The organism is Streptomyces sp. NPDC014733 (assembly GCF_043083385.1).
Classification (GTDB): Bacteria; Actinomycetota; Actinomycetes; order Streptomycetales; family Streptomycetaceae; genus Streptomyces.
The window spans coordinates 250,543-268,546 of the sequence record NZ_JBIBYO010000003.1 but is presented as its reverse complement, the minus strand read 5'-3'; the positions used below and the strand labels follow the sequence as shown (position 1 = coordinate 268,546).

5 protein-coding genes are annotated in these 18,004 nt (G+C 69.3%); all 5 read left to right on the top strand.

Annotated features, from left to right (window positions below; all coding sequences use genetic code 11):
• Positions 1-36 precede the first annotated feature (36 nt).
• Positions 37-534: a hypothetical protein gene (locus ACF1BH_RS09390; RefSeq protein WP_391641825.1), complete on the top strand. Its 498-nt coding sequence runs from the start codon at positions 37-39 to the stop codon at positions 532-534.
• A gap of 76 nt (positions 535-610) precedes the next feature.
• Positions 611-2,728, top strand: a complete 2,118-nt coding sequence (locus ACF1BH_RS09385; RefSeq protein WP_391641824.1) for a hypothetical protein — start codon at positions 611-613, stop codon at positions 2,726-2,728.
• Entirely contained in the window at positions 2,685-2,984 is a 300-nt protein-coding gene (locus tag ACF1BH_RS09380) for a YbaB/EbfC family nucleoid-associated protein (RefSeq protein WP_391641823.1), read from the top strand. The genes ACF1BH_RS09385 and ACF1BH_RS09380 overlap by 44 nt, the downstream gene beginning before the upstream one ends.
• 130 nt (positions 2,985-3,114) lie before the next feature.
• Positions 3,115-3,447, top strand: a complete 333-nt coding sequence (locus ACF1BH_RS09375) for a hypothetical protein (protein WP_391641822.1) — start codon at positions 3,115-3,117, stop codon at positions 3,445-3,447.
• Complete coding sequence (locus tag ACF1BH_RS09370) at positions 3,444-17,954, top strand: hypothetical protein (protein WP_391641821.1); 14,511 nt, start codon at positions 3,444-3,446, stop codon at positions 17,952-17,954. Before ACF1BH_RS09375 ends, ACF1BH_RS09370 begins: the two co-directional genes overlap by 4 nt.
• Positions 17,955-18,004 lie beyond the last annotated feature (50 nt).

Sequence of the window (18,004 nt, the reverse complement as noted above, 5' to 3'; positions counted from 1 at the left end):
GCGCCCGTGCGCGCGCCCTCACCCCAGGAGCGAGACATGGCGGACGACAACGGAACCCTGACGTTCACGAAGGCGACCCTGGAGGGCTTCCGGACGAACGAGCTGACCAACCTGCGCGACGGAGCCGACCAGGCGCGCCTCCTCCTCCAGGCGTTCCAGGGCCCCAACAAGCTGCTGCCGGGCGGGCCGAACTACCAGCCGGCCGTCGATCTGCAAAACCGCGTCAAGGAGGCGGCGACCGCGCTGCTCAACGAGCTGAACACCGCGTACAGCCTCTCGGACAAGATGATGGTGCAGATGCTGGAGACCAGCACCGCCATGAGCAACATCGAGGACGAGAACACCCAGCTGACGGCCCAGCAGTTGCAGGGCATCATCGGCGGCGCGCTGACGGCGGGGGGCAAGGGCTCCGGCACCACCGGCACCGAACCGCCGGGCTCCTCCACCGAGAACTCCAACGGCAACGGCCAGAACACCGGCACGAACAGCAACACGAACAGCAACACGAACACGAGCGGCAACACCACCGCCTGATCCGCCGGGCGCCGGTCCCCGCGGGCCCCCGGCCGCCTCCCGTCCCCCCGACCGCCTCTCCCCCAGGAGCAGACCCATGGCCGACCCCACGACCTGGTCCGAACTGCTGAATTCCTTCTTCTCGAAGGGGTTGCCGGGCGGCACGGCCATCGACCAGATCCCGCCGCTGGAAGCGGTGACGGCGCCACGCTGGACGAAGGCGTACTGGAACTACGCCCTCGGGCAGGACCCGTTCAAGGGCGGCCAGTGGGTCACGCGGTACGACGACGGCCGTGGGCTCTCACGCACCGCGGGCATCACGATGCTGGGCGAGGAGGAGAGCGGCCCGGACAGCAAGGACTCGGCGTGGCCCAAGCTGAACATGGGCTCCTACCACGTCATCCAGGCGCTGGCGGGCTCGGGGACCGATGTCACCTCGCTGCCGAGCTTCACCACCACCGAGCAGCAGCTCAAGGCCGCCATCCAGTACTTCAACAACTTCCACATCGGCCTCGACCAGTGGCGGGCCAAGATGGACGCCCCGGAGACCGGCTGGAAGGGCTCCGCCTCCTCGGCCTTCGCCGATGTGCTGCTGCGTCTGTCCCGCGCGTTCGAGGAGATCAACACGCTGACCGGCGGCCCGGACGGCAACGGCGGCTATCTCGGCGCGGTCGCCCAGGCACGCGAGGGTCTGCGCTCCGCGGTGAACGAGATGCAGCAGATCTACAGCACCTGGGGATCCCAGCCCACATGGTCGCCCGCCGGGGCGCTCCAGCAGGTGCTGTCCGGGCTGAACGTCGACCACAAGGACAATCCGGGCGGCGGCCAGGGCACCACCAAGCTCACCCACAGCGAGTACGGCGAGCTGGGCTACGTCGACCAGCAGGGCACCTGGGACCTGATCGAGCAGCATGCGAAGGACCTGTGGCTGAAGACCGCCCAGCAGTACCTGAACGGCATGGTCGGTGACGTCCACATCAAGCTGTCGCAGGCGTACAACAGCGCGGCACTGGCGCTGAAGCCCGTCCCGACCAGCATCGAGAACGCCATCAACGGCGGGGGGTACGGCTCCCAGACGCCACCGGGCGGCACCAAGACCCCACCGCCGGACGGCACCGAGACACCGCCGCCGGATGGCACCAAGACGCCGCCGGACAGCTCCCAGATCCCACCGGGCGGCACCGGTGACGGCCAGGGTGACGGCAGCGATCTGCCACCCGGCCAGTCCGATACCAACGGACTGGGCGACAACACCGACCTGCCCCCCGGCCAGAGCGACACCAACGGCGACGGCAGCGATCTGCCGCCCGGCCAGTCCGGCACCAACGGCCTCGGCGACAGCACCGACCTCCCGCCCGGCCAGAGCGACACCAACGGACTCGGCGACAACAAGCTCGGGGACAACACCGACCTGCCGCCCGGTCAGACCGGCACCGACAACCTCGGCGGCAACAAGCTGGGCGACGGCTCCGACCTCCCCCCGGGCCGGACCGACACCAAGGATCAGAACCAGTACATACCGCCGTACCTGCGCAACCCCGGCGGTACGCCGCCCCCGGGCAGCACGGACCTCAACCGGAAGAACCCGTACACCGGTTACGACAAGAACAACAACGTCGGCAAGAACACCACCTACAAGCCGCCACGCCCGGGGCAGACCGACCTGAAGCGGTGGACGCCCAACGACATCAAGAACTACACCCCGCCGCGGCTCTCCTCCGGCAACAGCAACCTGAACCCGGGCTCCACCGGCACCGGCACCGGCGGGGTGCAGACCACTTCGACCGGTTCCTCCGGAGCTTCCGGCGCCAACGGCGCGGGCGGCGTACGCGGCCCGATCTCCACCTCGTCGACCGGCGGCAAGAACGGTTCGGGCGTCCCGCTGTTCCCGCCGATGGCCAACGGCATGGGCGGCGGCAAGGGCCAGGAGAATCAGGAGCGGGAGCGCACAACCTGGCTGGCCGAGGACGCATCCGTATGGGGAACCGATCCGGAGCTGGCACCCACCGTGCTCGGCCGGCCGGGCACCCAACTCTTCGCCGACACCGCATACCAGGGAGAGACCGATGAATGGCAACCCGCTGCTGGGCCGTATGGAGGACGCCCTGGAACGTCTGGAGGTGGCCCGCGTCCAGGCCAAGGAGGCGCGGGAGAGTCTCGACCGGGTCAGCGTGACGGCTACGGCCAAGGATCATCTGCTCAGCGTCACGGCTGACGCCCGGGGCCGGGTGACCGGTATCAAGCTGCACAGCACCCGCTACCGCTCGATGGCCGCCGCGGAGCTGGCGAAGGCGCTGCTGGAGACGGTGCAGCGGGCGCAGGAGGACGCCGCCGAGGCGAAGCAGCGGACGATGGCGGCGCATCTGCCCGAGACGCTCGACATGAAGGCGCTGTCCGAGGGCCGTTCCACCCTGGACGACCTCCTCACCGCCTTCACCCGGGGCACCCTCCCCGGTCAGCAGAACGGTTAGCGGGTGCGGGGCTCACCCCGCGGGAAGTGAAGCGCCGTGCCGTACGGGATGCCGTACGGCACGGCGGTACGGCGGCACCGTCCGGGCCGCCGGTGTGCGACGGATGTGACGGGGACGAAGGGAGACGGCCGTGGCCGAGAATCTGGCTGCCGACCTGAGCGGGATCAACCATGGTGCGTCGCAGACGGACGAGCTGTCCGCGATCGTCATGGAGATCTCCAAGCAGACGCAGACGGTCTCCCTCCTGGTGAACGAGGCGTGCGGCTCCGGCGACGAGACGTCCGATCAGCTGCGGAAGACCCTGCTGCCCGGGGCCGACGCCTTCCACGGGCTGCTGGGAAACCTCGCGAAAGCCTTCCAGCAGACGGCCGAGGACACCTTCGGCACGCAGAAGTCCTTCGCCAACGCCGAGGAGGCCAACATCGAAGCCTCCCACCACCTGAAGCAGCGGATGACCCGGTGAGCCTCCAGATATCCGACGAGGGCCGGGGCTGGTTCATCGCGCTGACGGGCCAGGACTTCACCCACGCGGACGAGGACAAGCTGCGTGAGATGGGCGACGGCTACGGGCAGATCCGCCAGAAGCTGGAGGAACTGCCCGAGCAGGTGGTCCGCGCCGTCAACACGGTCCGCAACAGCATCACGGGGGACACCGCCGACTCGTACGCGAAGTCGCTCTCGGAGTTCACCACCGGCGACCGCAACTACATCCGGGCCGGTCAGGAACTCTCCGGTGGCCTGGAGAAGATGGCCAAGTCGTCCTCGGTCAACATCGAGTACATGAAGATCATGGCGATCCTCCAGATCACCGAGATGCTGATCGAGATCATCGTCGCCATCGCCATGCTCCAGTTCGAGGAAATCCCCGAGATCAAGATCAAGACCTCGACCTTCCTCCAGCGGCTGCTCCGCTCCCTCCTCGACCACCTCGCGATGCACGTCATCCTCAACGAGTCCATCGGCACCGTCCTGGACGCCCTCGCGCAGCGCATCCAGATGGCCAAGGGCCACCGCGACTCCTGGGACGTCAGCCTCACCAAGGACGCGGCGCTGGGCGGTCTGCTCGACGGACTGCTGGAGGGGCCGCTGTCGCTGCTGGGCGGTAAGGCCGGCAAGAAGCTGTCCGACCTGTTCGCGGGGCCGGTGGCCAAGAACGTCGGCAAGCAGATCACCAACGAGCTGTCGACCGCCACCGACACGCTCACCCACACCACCTCCAAGGGCCTGGCCGACGGCGTCGGGAACATCATCACCAAGAACGCCGACGACCTCCTCCGGCCGCTCGGCGGCTCCGCCGCGGGCAAGGGCGTCGGCGAGACCGCGACGAAGAAGATCAGCGACGACTTCGGTGATCTCTTCAGCCACACCTTCAAGGACACACTGGGCGAACAGGCCGCCCGCGACCTCGGCAAGCAGTACGGGAACACGTTCGCCAAGAACTGGGGCAACGAGAGCAGCACCGCGCTGAAGAAGGTCCTCGACGACGGCGGCGGCCGGCATCTCGACCCCGCCGTGCACAAGTCGCTGACGAACCTCTCCGACACCACCCTCAAGGCGATCCGGGACCAGCACGACAACGTCGCCGTCAAGGCCGGCCACTTCACCGGCGCGACCGGCGCGGTGACCGGTCAGGCGTATCTCTCCGAGGGCTTCTACAACCTGCTCTTCTCCGACGAGAAGAGCTTCAGCGTCACACCGGTGTCCGGCGCCTCGGCAGCGGCGGGCCAGGCGGCGACCCATGTCGGCACCGTCGGCGGCCACTCCGGCGTCACCGCCCTGAAGGACGCCATCAGGAACGTGCCGGGACCGATCTCCACCACCTCCCCGGGCGGCGAGATCCTGGCCCCGTCCAACGTCACGAGCACGTACGAGCCCCCGCCCCTCTCCAGCGGCGACCAGCAGAGCCCCCCGCCGGACGACACCGCCAAGAACGACGGGCAGCCGACCGCCACGCACCAGAACGCCGGCGGGGGCGGGACGAAGAGCCCCGATACGCCCACGGCTTCGCCGCAGCAGCAGAACACCGCGAGCGGCGGCGACGGCGGCGGTGACGGCACCAAGCGTCCGCCGGAGTCCGGGCACCACCAGGACACGGTCTCCGACACCCACACATCGGTCAGCGACACGGAGAGCGTCACCGAGGGCGAGGGCGGGACCGAGCACGACAAGCAGCACGCGGACAACTCCTCGTCGCAGCGAACCGAAAAGGTCAGCCAGCACGTCGAAGGGGGCGGGAACGACCAGCCGATCGCGAACGCGGCGGCCGTCCACGCCACCAACCTGACCCCCCAGCAGTCCGCGCCCCCGCACCGGAACACCTCACAGACACCGCCGAAGCAGGAGCCCGCGGAGCCCAAGGGCAATGACCGGCAGCCGGACACGGGCACGGACACCGTCAAGGAGACCAAGCAGACGGGCGACGGGCCCGGGGACCGGAACGACGCGACGCGGAAGCCCCCCACCTCTTCGGAGGACGACACCGCCGCCGCCCACCGCTCCACCACCTCCGGGAACCGGCCCGGCGACACCGAGAAGCAGACGCCGACCACCCCGACATCCTCCGAGAAGACCACCGAGAAGATCGCCGACGACGACCGGACGCCGCAGGAACTGCGGACGCCGGAAGAAGGGCAGAAGTCATCCGGCAACGCGTGGAGCGAGCTGACCACGCTGAACGACGAGGACCGGACGCCCCCGCCGAGCGACGCGAACAGCCCGACGGACCACCTCTCGCCCCCGGAGGACAAGCCCCCGCACATCGAGCCGGGCGGCGGCTCCGTCAAGGAACCGGACGCCCCCCTCAAGGACCACACGCCCCTCAAGGAGGGGGCACCCGTCACGCCCTCGGGCAACACCACCGAGGCCACCGCACCGCCGCACCGCACCACCCCGCGGAAGACCGGCACCGAGACGAAGCCCCCGCAGCGGAACGCCGGGGAAACCGCTCGGAAGGGGAAGGGCCCGATGCGGATCTCGGGCGAGGACTTCTCGTGGGCCGAGCACATCGTGGACGCCCCCATGGTCATCGGCACCGGTCCCGACGCGCAGCGGCAGCTCCGCGCCTACCGGGAGGTGCAGGAGGACATCGCCGTCCGGCGCGGCGAGTTCGAGACCGACGCAGCGGCGCGGCAGGAAGCCGACAAGCTGCTGGAATCGAAGCTCGGGGAGCCGCGCGCGCCGCGGAAGACCCGCGTGCGCGGCGGCCGGGACGGCGGCGGGCAGCACCAGACGGGCAGCACCACCACGCCCACCACCTCCGGGAACCACACACCGCCCGCCTCGACCTCGTCCCCCGTCCCCAGCAGCAGCCGCACACCGCGGCAGGAGACGGTGCAGGTCGAGACGGGCGCCGGAAAGACCGCGACGGCGCCGCCGGAGATCAGGAAGAAGCGGGATGTCGACGGCACGTACACCGTGCGGGGCGAGAAGTACCACGAGCTGAGGGTCAAGGGCGACGGTGACTGCCTGTTCACCTCCGTGCTGGTGAGCGCCTACCACCAGAATCTGCTGCCCGGCATCCGGGGGCTGGACGTGGCGGGGCTGCGGCACCGTCTGGCCCGGCACGTCGAGACGGTCCCGGAGGTCCTGAGGGACCACAAGGACCTCGACCCGGTCGAGACCGTCATGGACGATGTCTTCGCGACGCTCCCGGATTCCACGTTCAAGGACAAGATCCGCCGAGCGCTGCTCGGAACGGACCGGAGGGCCCGGGAGGGGGCGTGGCGGGAGCTGATCGGGCACAGCAGGTACACCGATCTGCTGGCCGTCGCACCGACCCCGGAAAAGGCGCGGGAGCTGGGACACATCGGCCTGGTCGCCGCGGCGGCCAGGGGCGGGGAACACAGCCTGTGGAATTCGCCGTTCGGCGACTATCTCCCGCAGGCCCTCGCCACCATGCCGGAGATGCTCGGCGCCAACCTCACCGCCGTCCCCATGGCGCCGAAGGAGCGCCCCACCGACCCCACCGTGCTCCAGCCCCCGCAGCCGTACAACGACATCACCCCGAACAGCCCTCCGCTGTACGTGTTCTACAACCGCGACGGGGTGCACTACCAGGCCATGGCCAAGAGCATGTCCGGGCCCGGGCCCTCGCACCAACCCACCGAGCCCCCGTCCACCTCGTCACAGGACGAGGCCAAGGGCAAGAGCAAGGAAGAGGTCAAGCCCGAGACGCCCGAGGACAAGGACCAGGACTCCGAGTCCCCCACGCCCACCCACAACGAGCACGGCGACGGCGACCCGGGCGAGGGCTCGGACGACGACCGGCTGCACTCCTCGCCGGAGGAGAAGCCGGAGCCCCAGGTCCCGCAGGGCTTCGGGAAGGACGGCCGTTACGGGCTGGGGCAGTTCGGGCGGGTCAACCGCTTCGGGGACATCGGGTTCGGCACGGGCGGGGAGCGCCCCGACCAGCTGCACCAGCTGGTCAGGGCGGCCCTGGAGGACATCCCGGACCAGAAGGGTTTCCGGCAGCGCTTCCTCAAGCCCACCAACCGCGCACTGCTGGCGGACAAGCTCTCCGCCCAGCTGTGGAAGGAACTCTCGGGCTCCAACGGTCAGGCCCTGGCCCGGAAGCTGTTCGACGAGGACGGGCTGAGGCTGCGCTTTCCCGTCGGCTCGCCCAAGAACGCGTACACCGTCGCACTCAAGCTGAACGATGTGCACCGCGACAACGCGGAGCACCACCCGACCACACCGGCGCCGAAGAGCGACCCCACGTCCGGCTCGTCCCCGGCCACCCGCCCGCTGAAGGACACCGAGGCGACCCAGCAGCTCCCGTACGGCTCGGCGGACAAGGGGCAGCGGGAAGCGGCGATCAACTACAACGTCGGCGACAGTTCGACGACGTCCAACAGCCGCAGCGCGTCGGTGGGTACGACGCACGCCACGGCCGCGCACGATGTCGGCATCAAGCCGAAGGTGACGCTGACCGGCTCCTCCAGCTCGTCGAAGGGGCACAGCAACCTCACCAACACCTACGTCCGCCCGGAACTGAACTTCGCCGGGACGCGGGAACACTTCGGCTTCAAGGACTCCACGCTCACCGTCGATGTCCGCCGCGACAGCGGTGGCCGGCACGGCACGGCCACCGCGAAGGACACCGTGGAGGTGACCTTCCCGACCGAGCTGACCGACCCGAAGGCCAACACCACCGACCACCACTGGGAGGTGCACAGCGGCGCCTCGGACACGGCGCGGCAGAACGTCGCGAAGGCGCTCCAGAACACCTTCTTCATCGTGCAGGAGAGCCACGGCCAGTCGTCGCTCGCCGCCGACCTGACCGGACCGTATGCGTCGATGGGGCAGGGTTCGGCGCCGCGGAAGATGCTGGACAGCTGGTTCAGCGAGCACAGCATGCTGTGGAGCGTCCGCCGGATGCTCACCTCCACGCTGCTGCCCTCCTTCTTCCACGAGGGGACCCGCTACGTCACCGAGGCGCGTGCCGGGGTCACCGCCATCCGCCGGGTCGGCGACGCGACGCAGGTGGGGTTGGCCGGCAACACCCGCGACTGGCACTCGGTGTTCCACACCACCTCCAAGGGCGGCGGCACATCGCTCGACCTCGGCGTCGTCATCGGCCCGGAGCAGTTGCCGACGTCCTTCCCGATCAGCGTCGGCCTCGGTACCAGCAACTCGTCGTCGCTGACCGAGGGGTACACCGGCGGTACGTCCAACACCACCCGCTTCGACGGGCCGAGCGTGCCGTACGAGGTGAAGCTGCGCGTCCAGGCGGGCCTCAACCCGGTGGGGAGCGGGGATTTCTCCAGCACCAAGGACGTGACGGTGATCATCCGCGTCCCGGAGCACCTCACCGAGCACTTCGAGAAGCAGCTCACCGAGGTGGTCCAGGAGGACGGCGGCCACCTCACGCCCCCGCCGGACACCAGCACCGAGGACACCACTTCGCACCACACCGACGACAACGGGAACGAGCACGTCAAGGAAGCGCTCGACCCGTCGGACCGGCCGCCGGCCCGCGGGCTGTTCGGTGTCTTCGGGCTCCAGGGGCTCGAAGACCTGCCGCAGACATTCATGAACGACGCCCTGCACGCCGAGAAGAAGACGGGGTTCCGGCACAAGACCGTCCAGAGCGGGAAGGAGCACCGTCACGACCTCAGGGAGTTCCTGACCACGCAGTTCCACTCCGAGCAGCTGAACCACATGGCGCCCGACGTGATGAACGGCGGGGTGCGGCGGACGTTCCGCGGTGCGAGGGGCGAGAAGGGTCAGCTGCTGATGCACTTCGGCATCACCGCCCGCCCGGCCAGGCCCGGTGAGGAGACGCACGCCTGGCGGCTGCCGATCACCAAGGCCACCCTGCAGAAGTGGCCGACGCGCTGGGCGTGGTTGCAGGACTCCCAGAGCCGGTCCACCAGCAAATCGCTCACCGTCGGCGGCACCCTCTCCGCGGCCATGACCGACGACTTCACCATGACGCCGATGGACTCGTTCTACTCCTACGGCCGTGACCGGTCCATGTCCGACGGCATCAACACGTACGGCTTCTCCCACATGGGCGCCAACGCCTCCGGCAAGATGTGGCACCACTCCTACCCGGTGGTCTTCGAGACGACCGTGGAGGTCGAGCACGTCTCCGGCTCGAAGGTGCTCGACGAGCAGCCTGCGATCAAGAAGACCGTCGAGGGCCGCGCCGACTACCTGATACCGGACTCGCTGAAGACCTCCACCGACGGGGGCTCCCACGAGGAGACGGAGCACACGGTCACCGTCGAGGACGTCGAGCCGGAGACCGTCGGCAAGAAGAAGAGCTACCCGCCGCTGAAGACTCCGGACGACGCGACCGCGCACCGGATGGAAACGCTGGACCGCATCGACCATGTGCACGGCGCCCTGGACCTCCAGCGGGAGGCGGCGAAACTCTTCAAGGACGTGGGCATCCCCCCGCAGCAGGCCGTCCCGTACGTCGAGAAGCTGCTCACCCCCGATCAGCTCAAAGGCATCCTCAACAGCGAGTCGCAGTCGTCGTCCGGGCGGCAGGTGCGGAAGAAGACCTTCACCGACAACGACGTGCGGTTCGTCATCGAGGCCATCACCGTCAACGACAAGACCCACGGGCAGACACAGGAGCTGTCGAACTTCACGCTGGACGAGGCCATGAGCCGCTTCACCAGCACCGACAAGAAGGTGGACTCCCACTCCGGCGGGCTGGACGGCTCGCTCAGCGGCTCCAAGGAGAACGGCGACAGCTCCGGCGGCGGTTCGGGGGACGCCTCCCTCGGCAAGTCCGTGTCGAAGGGTGAGTCCACCGTCAAGGTGACCAGCGTCCACCCCGGCCAGTTCGTCGACCAGACGCTGCCGCACCAGCAGCACGAAGCGGACGTCATCTGGCGGATGAACGTCATCCGGCACGACACCAACATGGCCGGTACGTGGGGCGAGGACATCCGGGTCAAGGACGTCCACGTCAAGGGCGGTGTGTCGTATCTGCGCCCCACGTACACCGAGATGACGGCGGCGGAGGCGAAGGTCCCCGAGCAGCTGACGAAGCTGCCGCTGACGGCGATGACCGTGGACCTGTCCCCCCGGGAGGACACCGCGCCGGCGAACGAGCAGGAGGACGGCAACGCCGCCGGCGCCGGAGCGAAGCCCTCGCTGACCTCCCAGATCCTGACGTCGGTGGAGAAGCTTCTGGAGGAGCACGCACCGCACGCGCTGGGCAAGAACCACACGTACAACAAGCCGGGCACCGTCACGGACTCCGGGGGCGACAGCGTCCTCGACGCCCGCACCCTGCAGAGCGCCAGCAGTCTGCTGCGCGGCACGGGCCTCCACATCCGTATGCGGACGGACGGCGTCGGCCACCACTCGTACACCAACATCATCACCCAGCTGACCCGGGACCACGCGGGCGCGCACTTCACCGGAAAGGTCTCCAAGGGGGTCCTCTCCCGGTACACGCAGTCACACGTCCGCGAGGAGGAGGCGCATTCCCGGACCGTCAAGAATTCCTACGGGTTCGGCTTCGACGGGTCCGGCGCCAAGGGCACCGAGGGCGCCACCCCGTCCGCCTCCTTCGGATCCGGCAGGAGCACCACGTTCGCCAGCAGCGACGCGACCATGATCCGCCGCCATGACGCGTACACGACCGCCGAGGAGGAGCTGTACGTCTACGAGGTCAACAGCACCATCGACCTCACCGTCGAGGACGAGAGCCATGCGTCCCAGCTTGCCGACAGCCTGCTCCTCGGCGGGTCGGAGAAGCTGAAGAAGCTCTTCACCTCGAACAAGGACGGCTCCTACACCCTCTCCGTACCCGTCTCGGAACAGGTCGTCGTCGCCCGCTCCGAGCTCTCCCCGAAGCAGCTCAAGGAGGTCGACCAGCACACCGAGCAGGACGGAACGCAGGAGCCGCCCGCCCAGCAGGAACCACCCGCCCAGCAGTCCGGCACACAGCCGCCGCCGGAGACTCCCCCGCGGCCCCAGGAGCCCCCGAAGCCGATCGGCAAGGAGGAGTTCCGCGACAACTCCGTGCTGGTGGACATGGACGAGGAGTCCTCACGGAAGCTCTTCGACGCCGTGCTGGAGGACCTGAGCCGGCACGACGGCGCCTCGAAGAAGTTCGCGGAGAAGGGGCAGCAGAGCCGCGAGCAGCTCCGTCAGCTCCTGAACTCCCGTGAACTGGCCTGGCATCTGCGCAACGCGGGCCTCGGCAGGACCACCACGGAGGACAGCACCTTCGGCGTGCGGCTGACCACCGAGGGCGGCGTCACGACGCTCACCTACGGGAACGTACGGATCTCCTTCACCCAGCTCGAATCCGGCGCGTCGGAGGGGTGGAGCAAGGGCACATCCGAACGCTCCGACTACCGGTACCAGTACAACACCCAGTCGCACGCGGACGCCAAGGAGCGCAGCTTCGGCTCCACCCTCACCGGCAAATTCGCCGCGGCCACCGGCAAGATGACCCAGAGCTTCGGGGGGAAGCTCAAGCAGAGCCGGACGGAGACGCACGACAGCGGTGCGTTCACCTCGCACCCCAGCGAGTCGATCGACCGCACCGTGCACTGGCTGCGTCACAGCCCCACGAAGGTAAAGATCGACATCGACATCGCGCCGAGCACCTCCGTCGACCACGTCGGCTCCTTCACCGACAAGAACGCCTACCACGGCAGCTTCGACGTCGACGACATGCTGCAACTGCGCTACTCGCCGGAGGCGGTGGTCCGCGAGACCGGCGGCGTCACCGAGGCGACGGTCAGGACCGAATCGGGCTGGTACGTCGCCCCGCACCACGCCACGGACGAGCAGCAGACCGCCGCCATGCTCGACGCGCTGCGCACCGCCCAGGAGACGGACGCCACCAAGGACCGGACCACCTGGCATGTCACCTCGGGCGGCGACGGCACCGTCCTCGTCCGCGGTGAGAAGCTGGGCGAGGCGGACTTCCTCGACCGTTACGTCCGCCCGGAGCTCACCCCTGAGCAGGACGCGAACCTGCACGACCTGAAGCACTGGGAAGGCGAGGACACCCCCGGCGCCACCCGCCGGCTGCACGTCGGCCTCTCCGAGCGGCCGACGCAGGAGAGCGAGAACGAGAACAAGGAGGGGAACACCACCCCGTCCGAGGACCGGAACACCCCTCCGCCCGAGAACCGGGACACCGCCCCGCCCGAGGACGAGAACATCACCCCGTCCGAGAACCGGGACAACACGCCGGACCCCACCGGCATCGACACCGATACCGACACCGCCACCCACTCAAGCAGCGCGCCCCTCCCCCACACCCCCCAGGTCCCCCGAGGGTTCGGGGACGGCGGGCAACATCCGCTCGGGCAGTTCGGGTCCGTGGTGCGGATCGGGGACATCCCCGTCGGCGTGCCCGGGCCGCGTCCCGCCTCGCTGACGGCGCTGGTGCGGGCCGCCGTCGACCAGACCGGGACGACGTTGCCGACCGGTCACAAGAACGCGCTGGTCAACAAGGTCGCCGCCGATGTGTGGCAGAAGATCTCGGGGCCGAACGGTCCGCTGCTCGTACGGCAGTTGCTGTCGAAGGACGGGATCACCCTCCTGCTGCACGACGACCGGCAGTCGAAGTACCGGATGAAGCTCTGGCTCGACGGACTGTCGCGGGACGAGGCGGTCCACCTGACCGGGGAGCAGCTCACCCAGCCGCTGCCGTACGGCGCCAAGGTCAAGGGGCACCGCGAGGCGACCCTCAACAGGCAGTACGGCGGTACCCACACCACCAGCAACTCCCGCTCGCTGACCAGCACCACGTCGTTCAAGCCCACCGCCGAGCACGCGGTGCTGAACTTCGCCGTCAACCTCACCGGCTCCTCCAGCGCCTCCGCCGGGCAGAGCTTCCTGCACAACTCCTACGACCGTCCGGAGCTGGTCTTCGACGGCGACCAGGAACACTTCGCCTTCCCCCACGCCCGCCTGAAGGTGGAGCTGCACGGCGTCCCCAAGGCCGTACCGAACCAGCCCCCGCTCCACAGGCCGGTACCGGTCGAGGTGGCCTTCCCGCACGAGCTGACCAGCCACGAGGCCAACCACACCAGCCACGACTGGGAGGTCACCCCGCGCACCCCGGACGAGCGCGGCCGCGTCACCCGGGCGCTCCAGAACACGTTCTTCCTCGTCCGGGAGAGCAGCGGGCAGGAACGGCTCGTCACCCTGCTGACCGCCCCGTATCCGCACATGGGCGAGGACTCGCGGGCGTACGCGTTCCTGAACCACTGGTTCGGCGAGATGGGCACCCTCGCCAACTTCTCCCGGATGCTGAGCGACACCCGGCTGCCGTCCGTCCACAGCAACGGGCACCACTACGTCTCCGACGTCCGGACGCAGATCCTGACCGTCAAGCGCTCCGGCGACGCGATCGAGGCCGGGCTGGCGAACAACGTGCGGGCCTGGGACTCGCTGTTCCACACCACCTCCCAGGGCGGCGGCAAGAGCTTCGGCGTGGACCTGACCGCCGGGCCGAAGCTCTCCGACGACGCCCCGTCACTGTCGTTCCCCTTCTCCTTCTCGCTGAGCAGCAACAACTCCGCGTCGCTGACCGAGGGCAACACCGGCGGCGTGCTCGACACCGTCCGCTTCAACGGGAGGAGCGTCCCCTACGAGATCCACCTCACGATGGAGGCGACGCTCACCGAGGTGGGCAAGCCGGCGATGCCGCCGCAGGCCGTACCGGTGCGGTTGGTCGTGCACGTCCCGGAACATCTGACGGACCACTTCGAGTACCAGCTGTCGCACGCGATGCGGGAGCAGGTGTCCCCGCCGCCGACGCTGACGACGCCACCGCCGAGCCCGCCGGCGTTCGGGCTGTACGAAGGGTTCGGGGTCTCCGGTCTGTCGCACCTGGTGGACCACTTCCGCAAGCAGGCCGTGCTGGCGGAGCAGCACGTCAACTTCTCCCATCTGACGCCCGAGCACCGCACCCGCCACCTCGACCAGCTCAACCGCTTCCTGGAGATCCAGTTCCATGTGAACGAGCTGTCGCGGAAGACGAAGGACATGTTCGGCGACGGGCTGCACCTGACGTTCCTCGGGCCGCGCGGCGACAACGGCACCCAGCTGCTGCTCCACTTCACGGTCCGGGGCCGGTACCAGCAGGGCGACGGTGCGTGGCGGCTGCCGGTCGACGACGCCACCGTCCAGAGCTGGCCCACCCACTGGAACTGGCTGGCCACCACCGAATCCCTCGGCAACGGCCAGTCGCTCTCGCTCGGCTTCTCGATGTCCACGAGCGGCGGCGGGCTGACGTTCACACCGCCCGGCCTGGCCTTCGGGCGCTCCCGCGACGTCTCACTGACCAACGGCATCACCACATACGCCTTCTCCCACCACGGTACGAACGCGTCCGGCACGATGTGGCACGACTACTACCCGGCGCGGTACGAGGTGTCGGTGCACGCCGAGAAGATCACCGGAAGCGCGTCCGAGACGTCCACCCCGCACGTCACCACGCCGACCGGCGGGGTGCAGTACCTGGTGCCGAAGTCCCTCGCGGATCTCCCGGTCGTCCCGCACGCGGACGGCGCGGGCGGCGACGGTCCGCCGCCGGTCGCGCAGCGGGCGCAGAAGCCGGTCTGGAACGGCAGGACGATGACCTTCTCCGACATCGAGCTGCCCGACAGCTTCACACCGGAGCCACTGCGTTCCGGCGACCGTATCGACCACGTCCTGCACGCCCGCGTGCTGCGGGACGCCGCGGCGGAGCTGCTGGCCGAGCTGCGCGTGCCGCCGCACATCGCCTCGTACCTCCAGCACATGATCACCACCGATCAGCTCAAGACCGCGCTGAGCAGCGATGCGAAGGCGTTGCCGGGCCGGTTCGTGGTGGGCAAGCAGTTCGCCGACGCACATGTGTATCTGATGGTGCAGGCGGTCACCGGCAACAAGAAGCCGCTCAGTACCGAGACGCAGGACCTGTCCTCGTTCGGCCTCACCGAGTACATGCTCCGCCACACCAGGAAGACGCAGATCTCCGGCTCGAACTCGTTCAGCTCGGGCGGGAGCACGGCGTACGCGGGGAAGCAGGGCGACAACGAGGGCAGCGGGTCGGCCGGCTACTCGGAGACGCGGAGCCGTTCCGCGGCGCGGACCACGATCGACATCGACGACACCCATCCCGGCGAGTTCTACTCGATCGACGTCCCGCACGAGCACCACGCCATGGACGTCGTCTGGCGGCTGAACATCGCCGTCACCGAGAACAACATGCTGGGCACCTGGAAGGCGGACGGGCTCAGCACCACCCTGCACGTGCCGGGCGGCGCGACGTTCCAGCGTCCGGTGCTGACCGAGCAGTCGGCGCAGGAGGCCGGGGTGCCGCAGACGCTGGACCGGCTGCCGATCCTGTCCATGACGACCGGGCTCACCCCGGCGCCGGTCCCCCACCAGGGCACGCCTCCGAACGACCACACGACGCACGGGGATCAGGGGGAGAGCCAGGAGAGTCGGCGGAACCAGGAGAACCACAAGAGCCGGGAGGACGTTCCCCGGCAGCTGACGCGGGTGCCGGGTGAGCAGCGGAGCGTGCTCGATCCGACGCTCTCGCAGCAGGTGCTCCATCAGCTCGTCACGCTGCTGACCAGGGACGCGCCGCAGGTCCTCGGCCCGCTGCACACCCTCGGCGCACCGGCCGGGGCGATGAAGTCCATGGCCGACAGCATTCTCGACGGCGCCTCGCTGCGGCATCTGTCCAGCCTGCTGCGCGACACCGGGCTGACCCTCCAGGTGCGCCTCGACGGGTTCGGGCACCACACCCGCGTCGACGTCCACCTGCGGATGGACCGGAACACCACGGCCGCCCGCTTCACCGGGAAGTCGGCGCACGGCGTCCTCTCCCGCTACATCCAGTCCAACACCCGTCTGGAGGAGCAGTTCAGCACCTCCGCCAAGCACAGCAGGGGCGTCACGCTCGGCGCCGGGGGCAGCGGTGCCGGGGGCGGCGGCTCGCTGTCGGCGTCCTGGACCCGCACCACCGGCAACGGCGTCGCGAACAACAGCAGCGTCATGGTCCGGCGGCACGACGCGTACACCACCGACACGGAGGACCTGTTCGTCTACGAGACCGATGCCACCCTGACGCTGTCGGTGGAGAGCTTCTCGCACGCCTCGCAGCTGGTCGACGCCCTGCTCCTGGGCAAGGCGCATCTCCTCACCGCGGGCATCGACAAGGCCGTCACCTTCTTCCCGGCCGACCGGAACACCCCGCACGAGATCCCCGTCCCGGTCCGTGAGGAGGTGCTGGTGCCCCGGTCCGAGCTGCCGGTCACCGTGACGGGCGTCCCCACGCCGCTGTCCCCCATCACGTCCCATGCGTTCCTCCGCCACGACGTGCTGGTGGACATGGACGAGCGGGCCGGGAAGGTGCTGTTCCACGATCTGATGACGGCGCTGGCCACACACCCCGGCACCCCCAAGGTGTTCGCCGACCCCCGGCACGGCGGCCATGTGCAGCTCAAGCAGTTGATCGGCGCCCGGGAGCTGGCCCGCCACATGGTGCGTACCGGTCTGGGCACCCCGGCCCCGCAGATCGCGACGTTCCCGGTGCGGATCAGCGCGGAGGGCGGGGTGGCGACACACACCCATGCGCAGCTCACCGTCGAGTTCCGCCCCCGCGATCTGGGCCTGTCGCAGGGCTGGCACCGGGGCACCGGGGAGCGGGCCGACTACGACCTGCAGAACGACATCGACGCGCACACCGACAACGTCGGCACCACGCTGGGCGGCGGCGTCACCGGCAGCTTCCACGGCGTCAAGCAGGCGTTCTCCGCGTCCTCGTCGGTGACGCACACGCTGGAACACGACTCCGGCGGACAGGTCGCGGTGCAGAAGAACTCCGTCGACCGCACCGTGCACTGGCAGCGGCACACGCCGACCTCCGTGGACGTGGTGGTGAAGCTCGCCACGTACGGCACGTTCGACGCGTTCGGGCTGCCGAAGATCTCCGGCGCGAACGTCTTCGAGGGGGTCTTCACCCTGCCCGACGCGCTCCAGCTGCGGTTCAGCCCGGAGGCGGTGCTGCGCGGCGTCGGCGGGGTGCGGCCCGGGGTCATCCGTGTGGACTCCGGCTGGTACGTCCCCCCGCACCCCTACGCCGACGCCGGCGGCGACCGGCAGAAGGCGATGCTGGACGGGCTGCTGGCGGCCCAGAGGACGAAGGCGGACGACCATCGGCAGACCGTGCACCTGACGTCCGAGGGCGACGACATCCTGGTGGACGGCGAGCGGATGGACCAGGAGCAGTTCCTCGATCGTTATGTGAAACCGCACCTCACGCCCGAACAGACGGCGAAACTGGAGCAGTTGGTCCAGTGGGAAGAGGGGGCGGGCGCAACCCTCCTGCTCCACCTCGACCTGCCGGGCGATGCCTTCGGCACCCACGGGCCACGCCCGAAGACCCCCGACCTGCTGGGGCTGCCCAAGGCCACGGAGGGCCTCAAGACCTGGGCCAACGCCCTCAACACTGCGCTGGACGCGGCGATGGAGCACTACTGACCACCTCGGGCCACCGCCGGGCCGAGCGCCCTCCCCGCGTCCCGCGCGGC

What these genes read in the sequence shown, in the direction of transcription:
- ACF1BH_RS09390 (WP_391641825.1), top strand. Translation starts at nt 37, where the DNA reads ATGGCGGACGACAACGGAACCCTGACGTTCACGAAGGCGACCCTGGAG.
- ACF1BH_RS09385 (WP_391641824.1), top strand. Translation starts at nt 611, where the DNA reads ATGGCCGACCCCACGACCTGGTCCGAACTGCTGAATTCCTTCTTCTCG.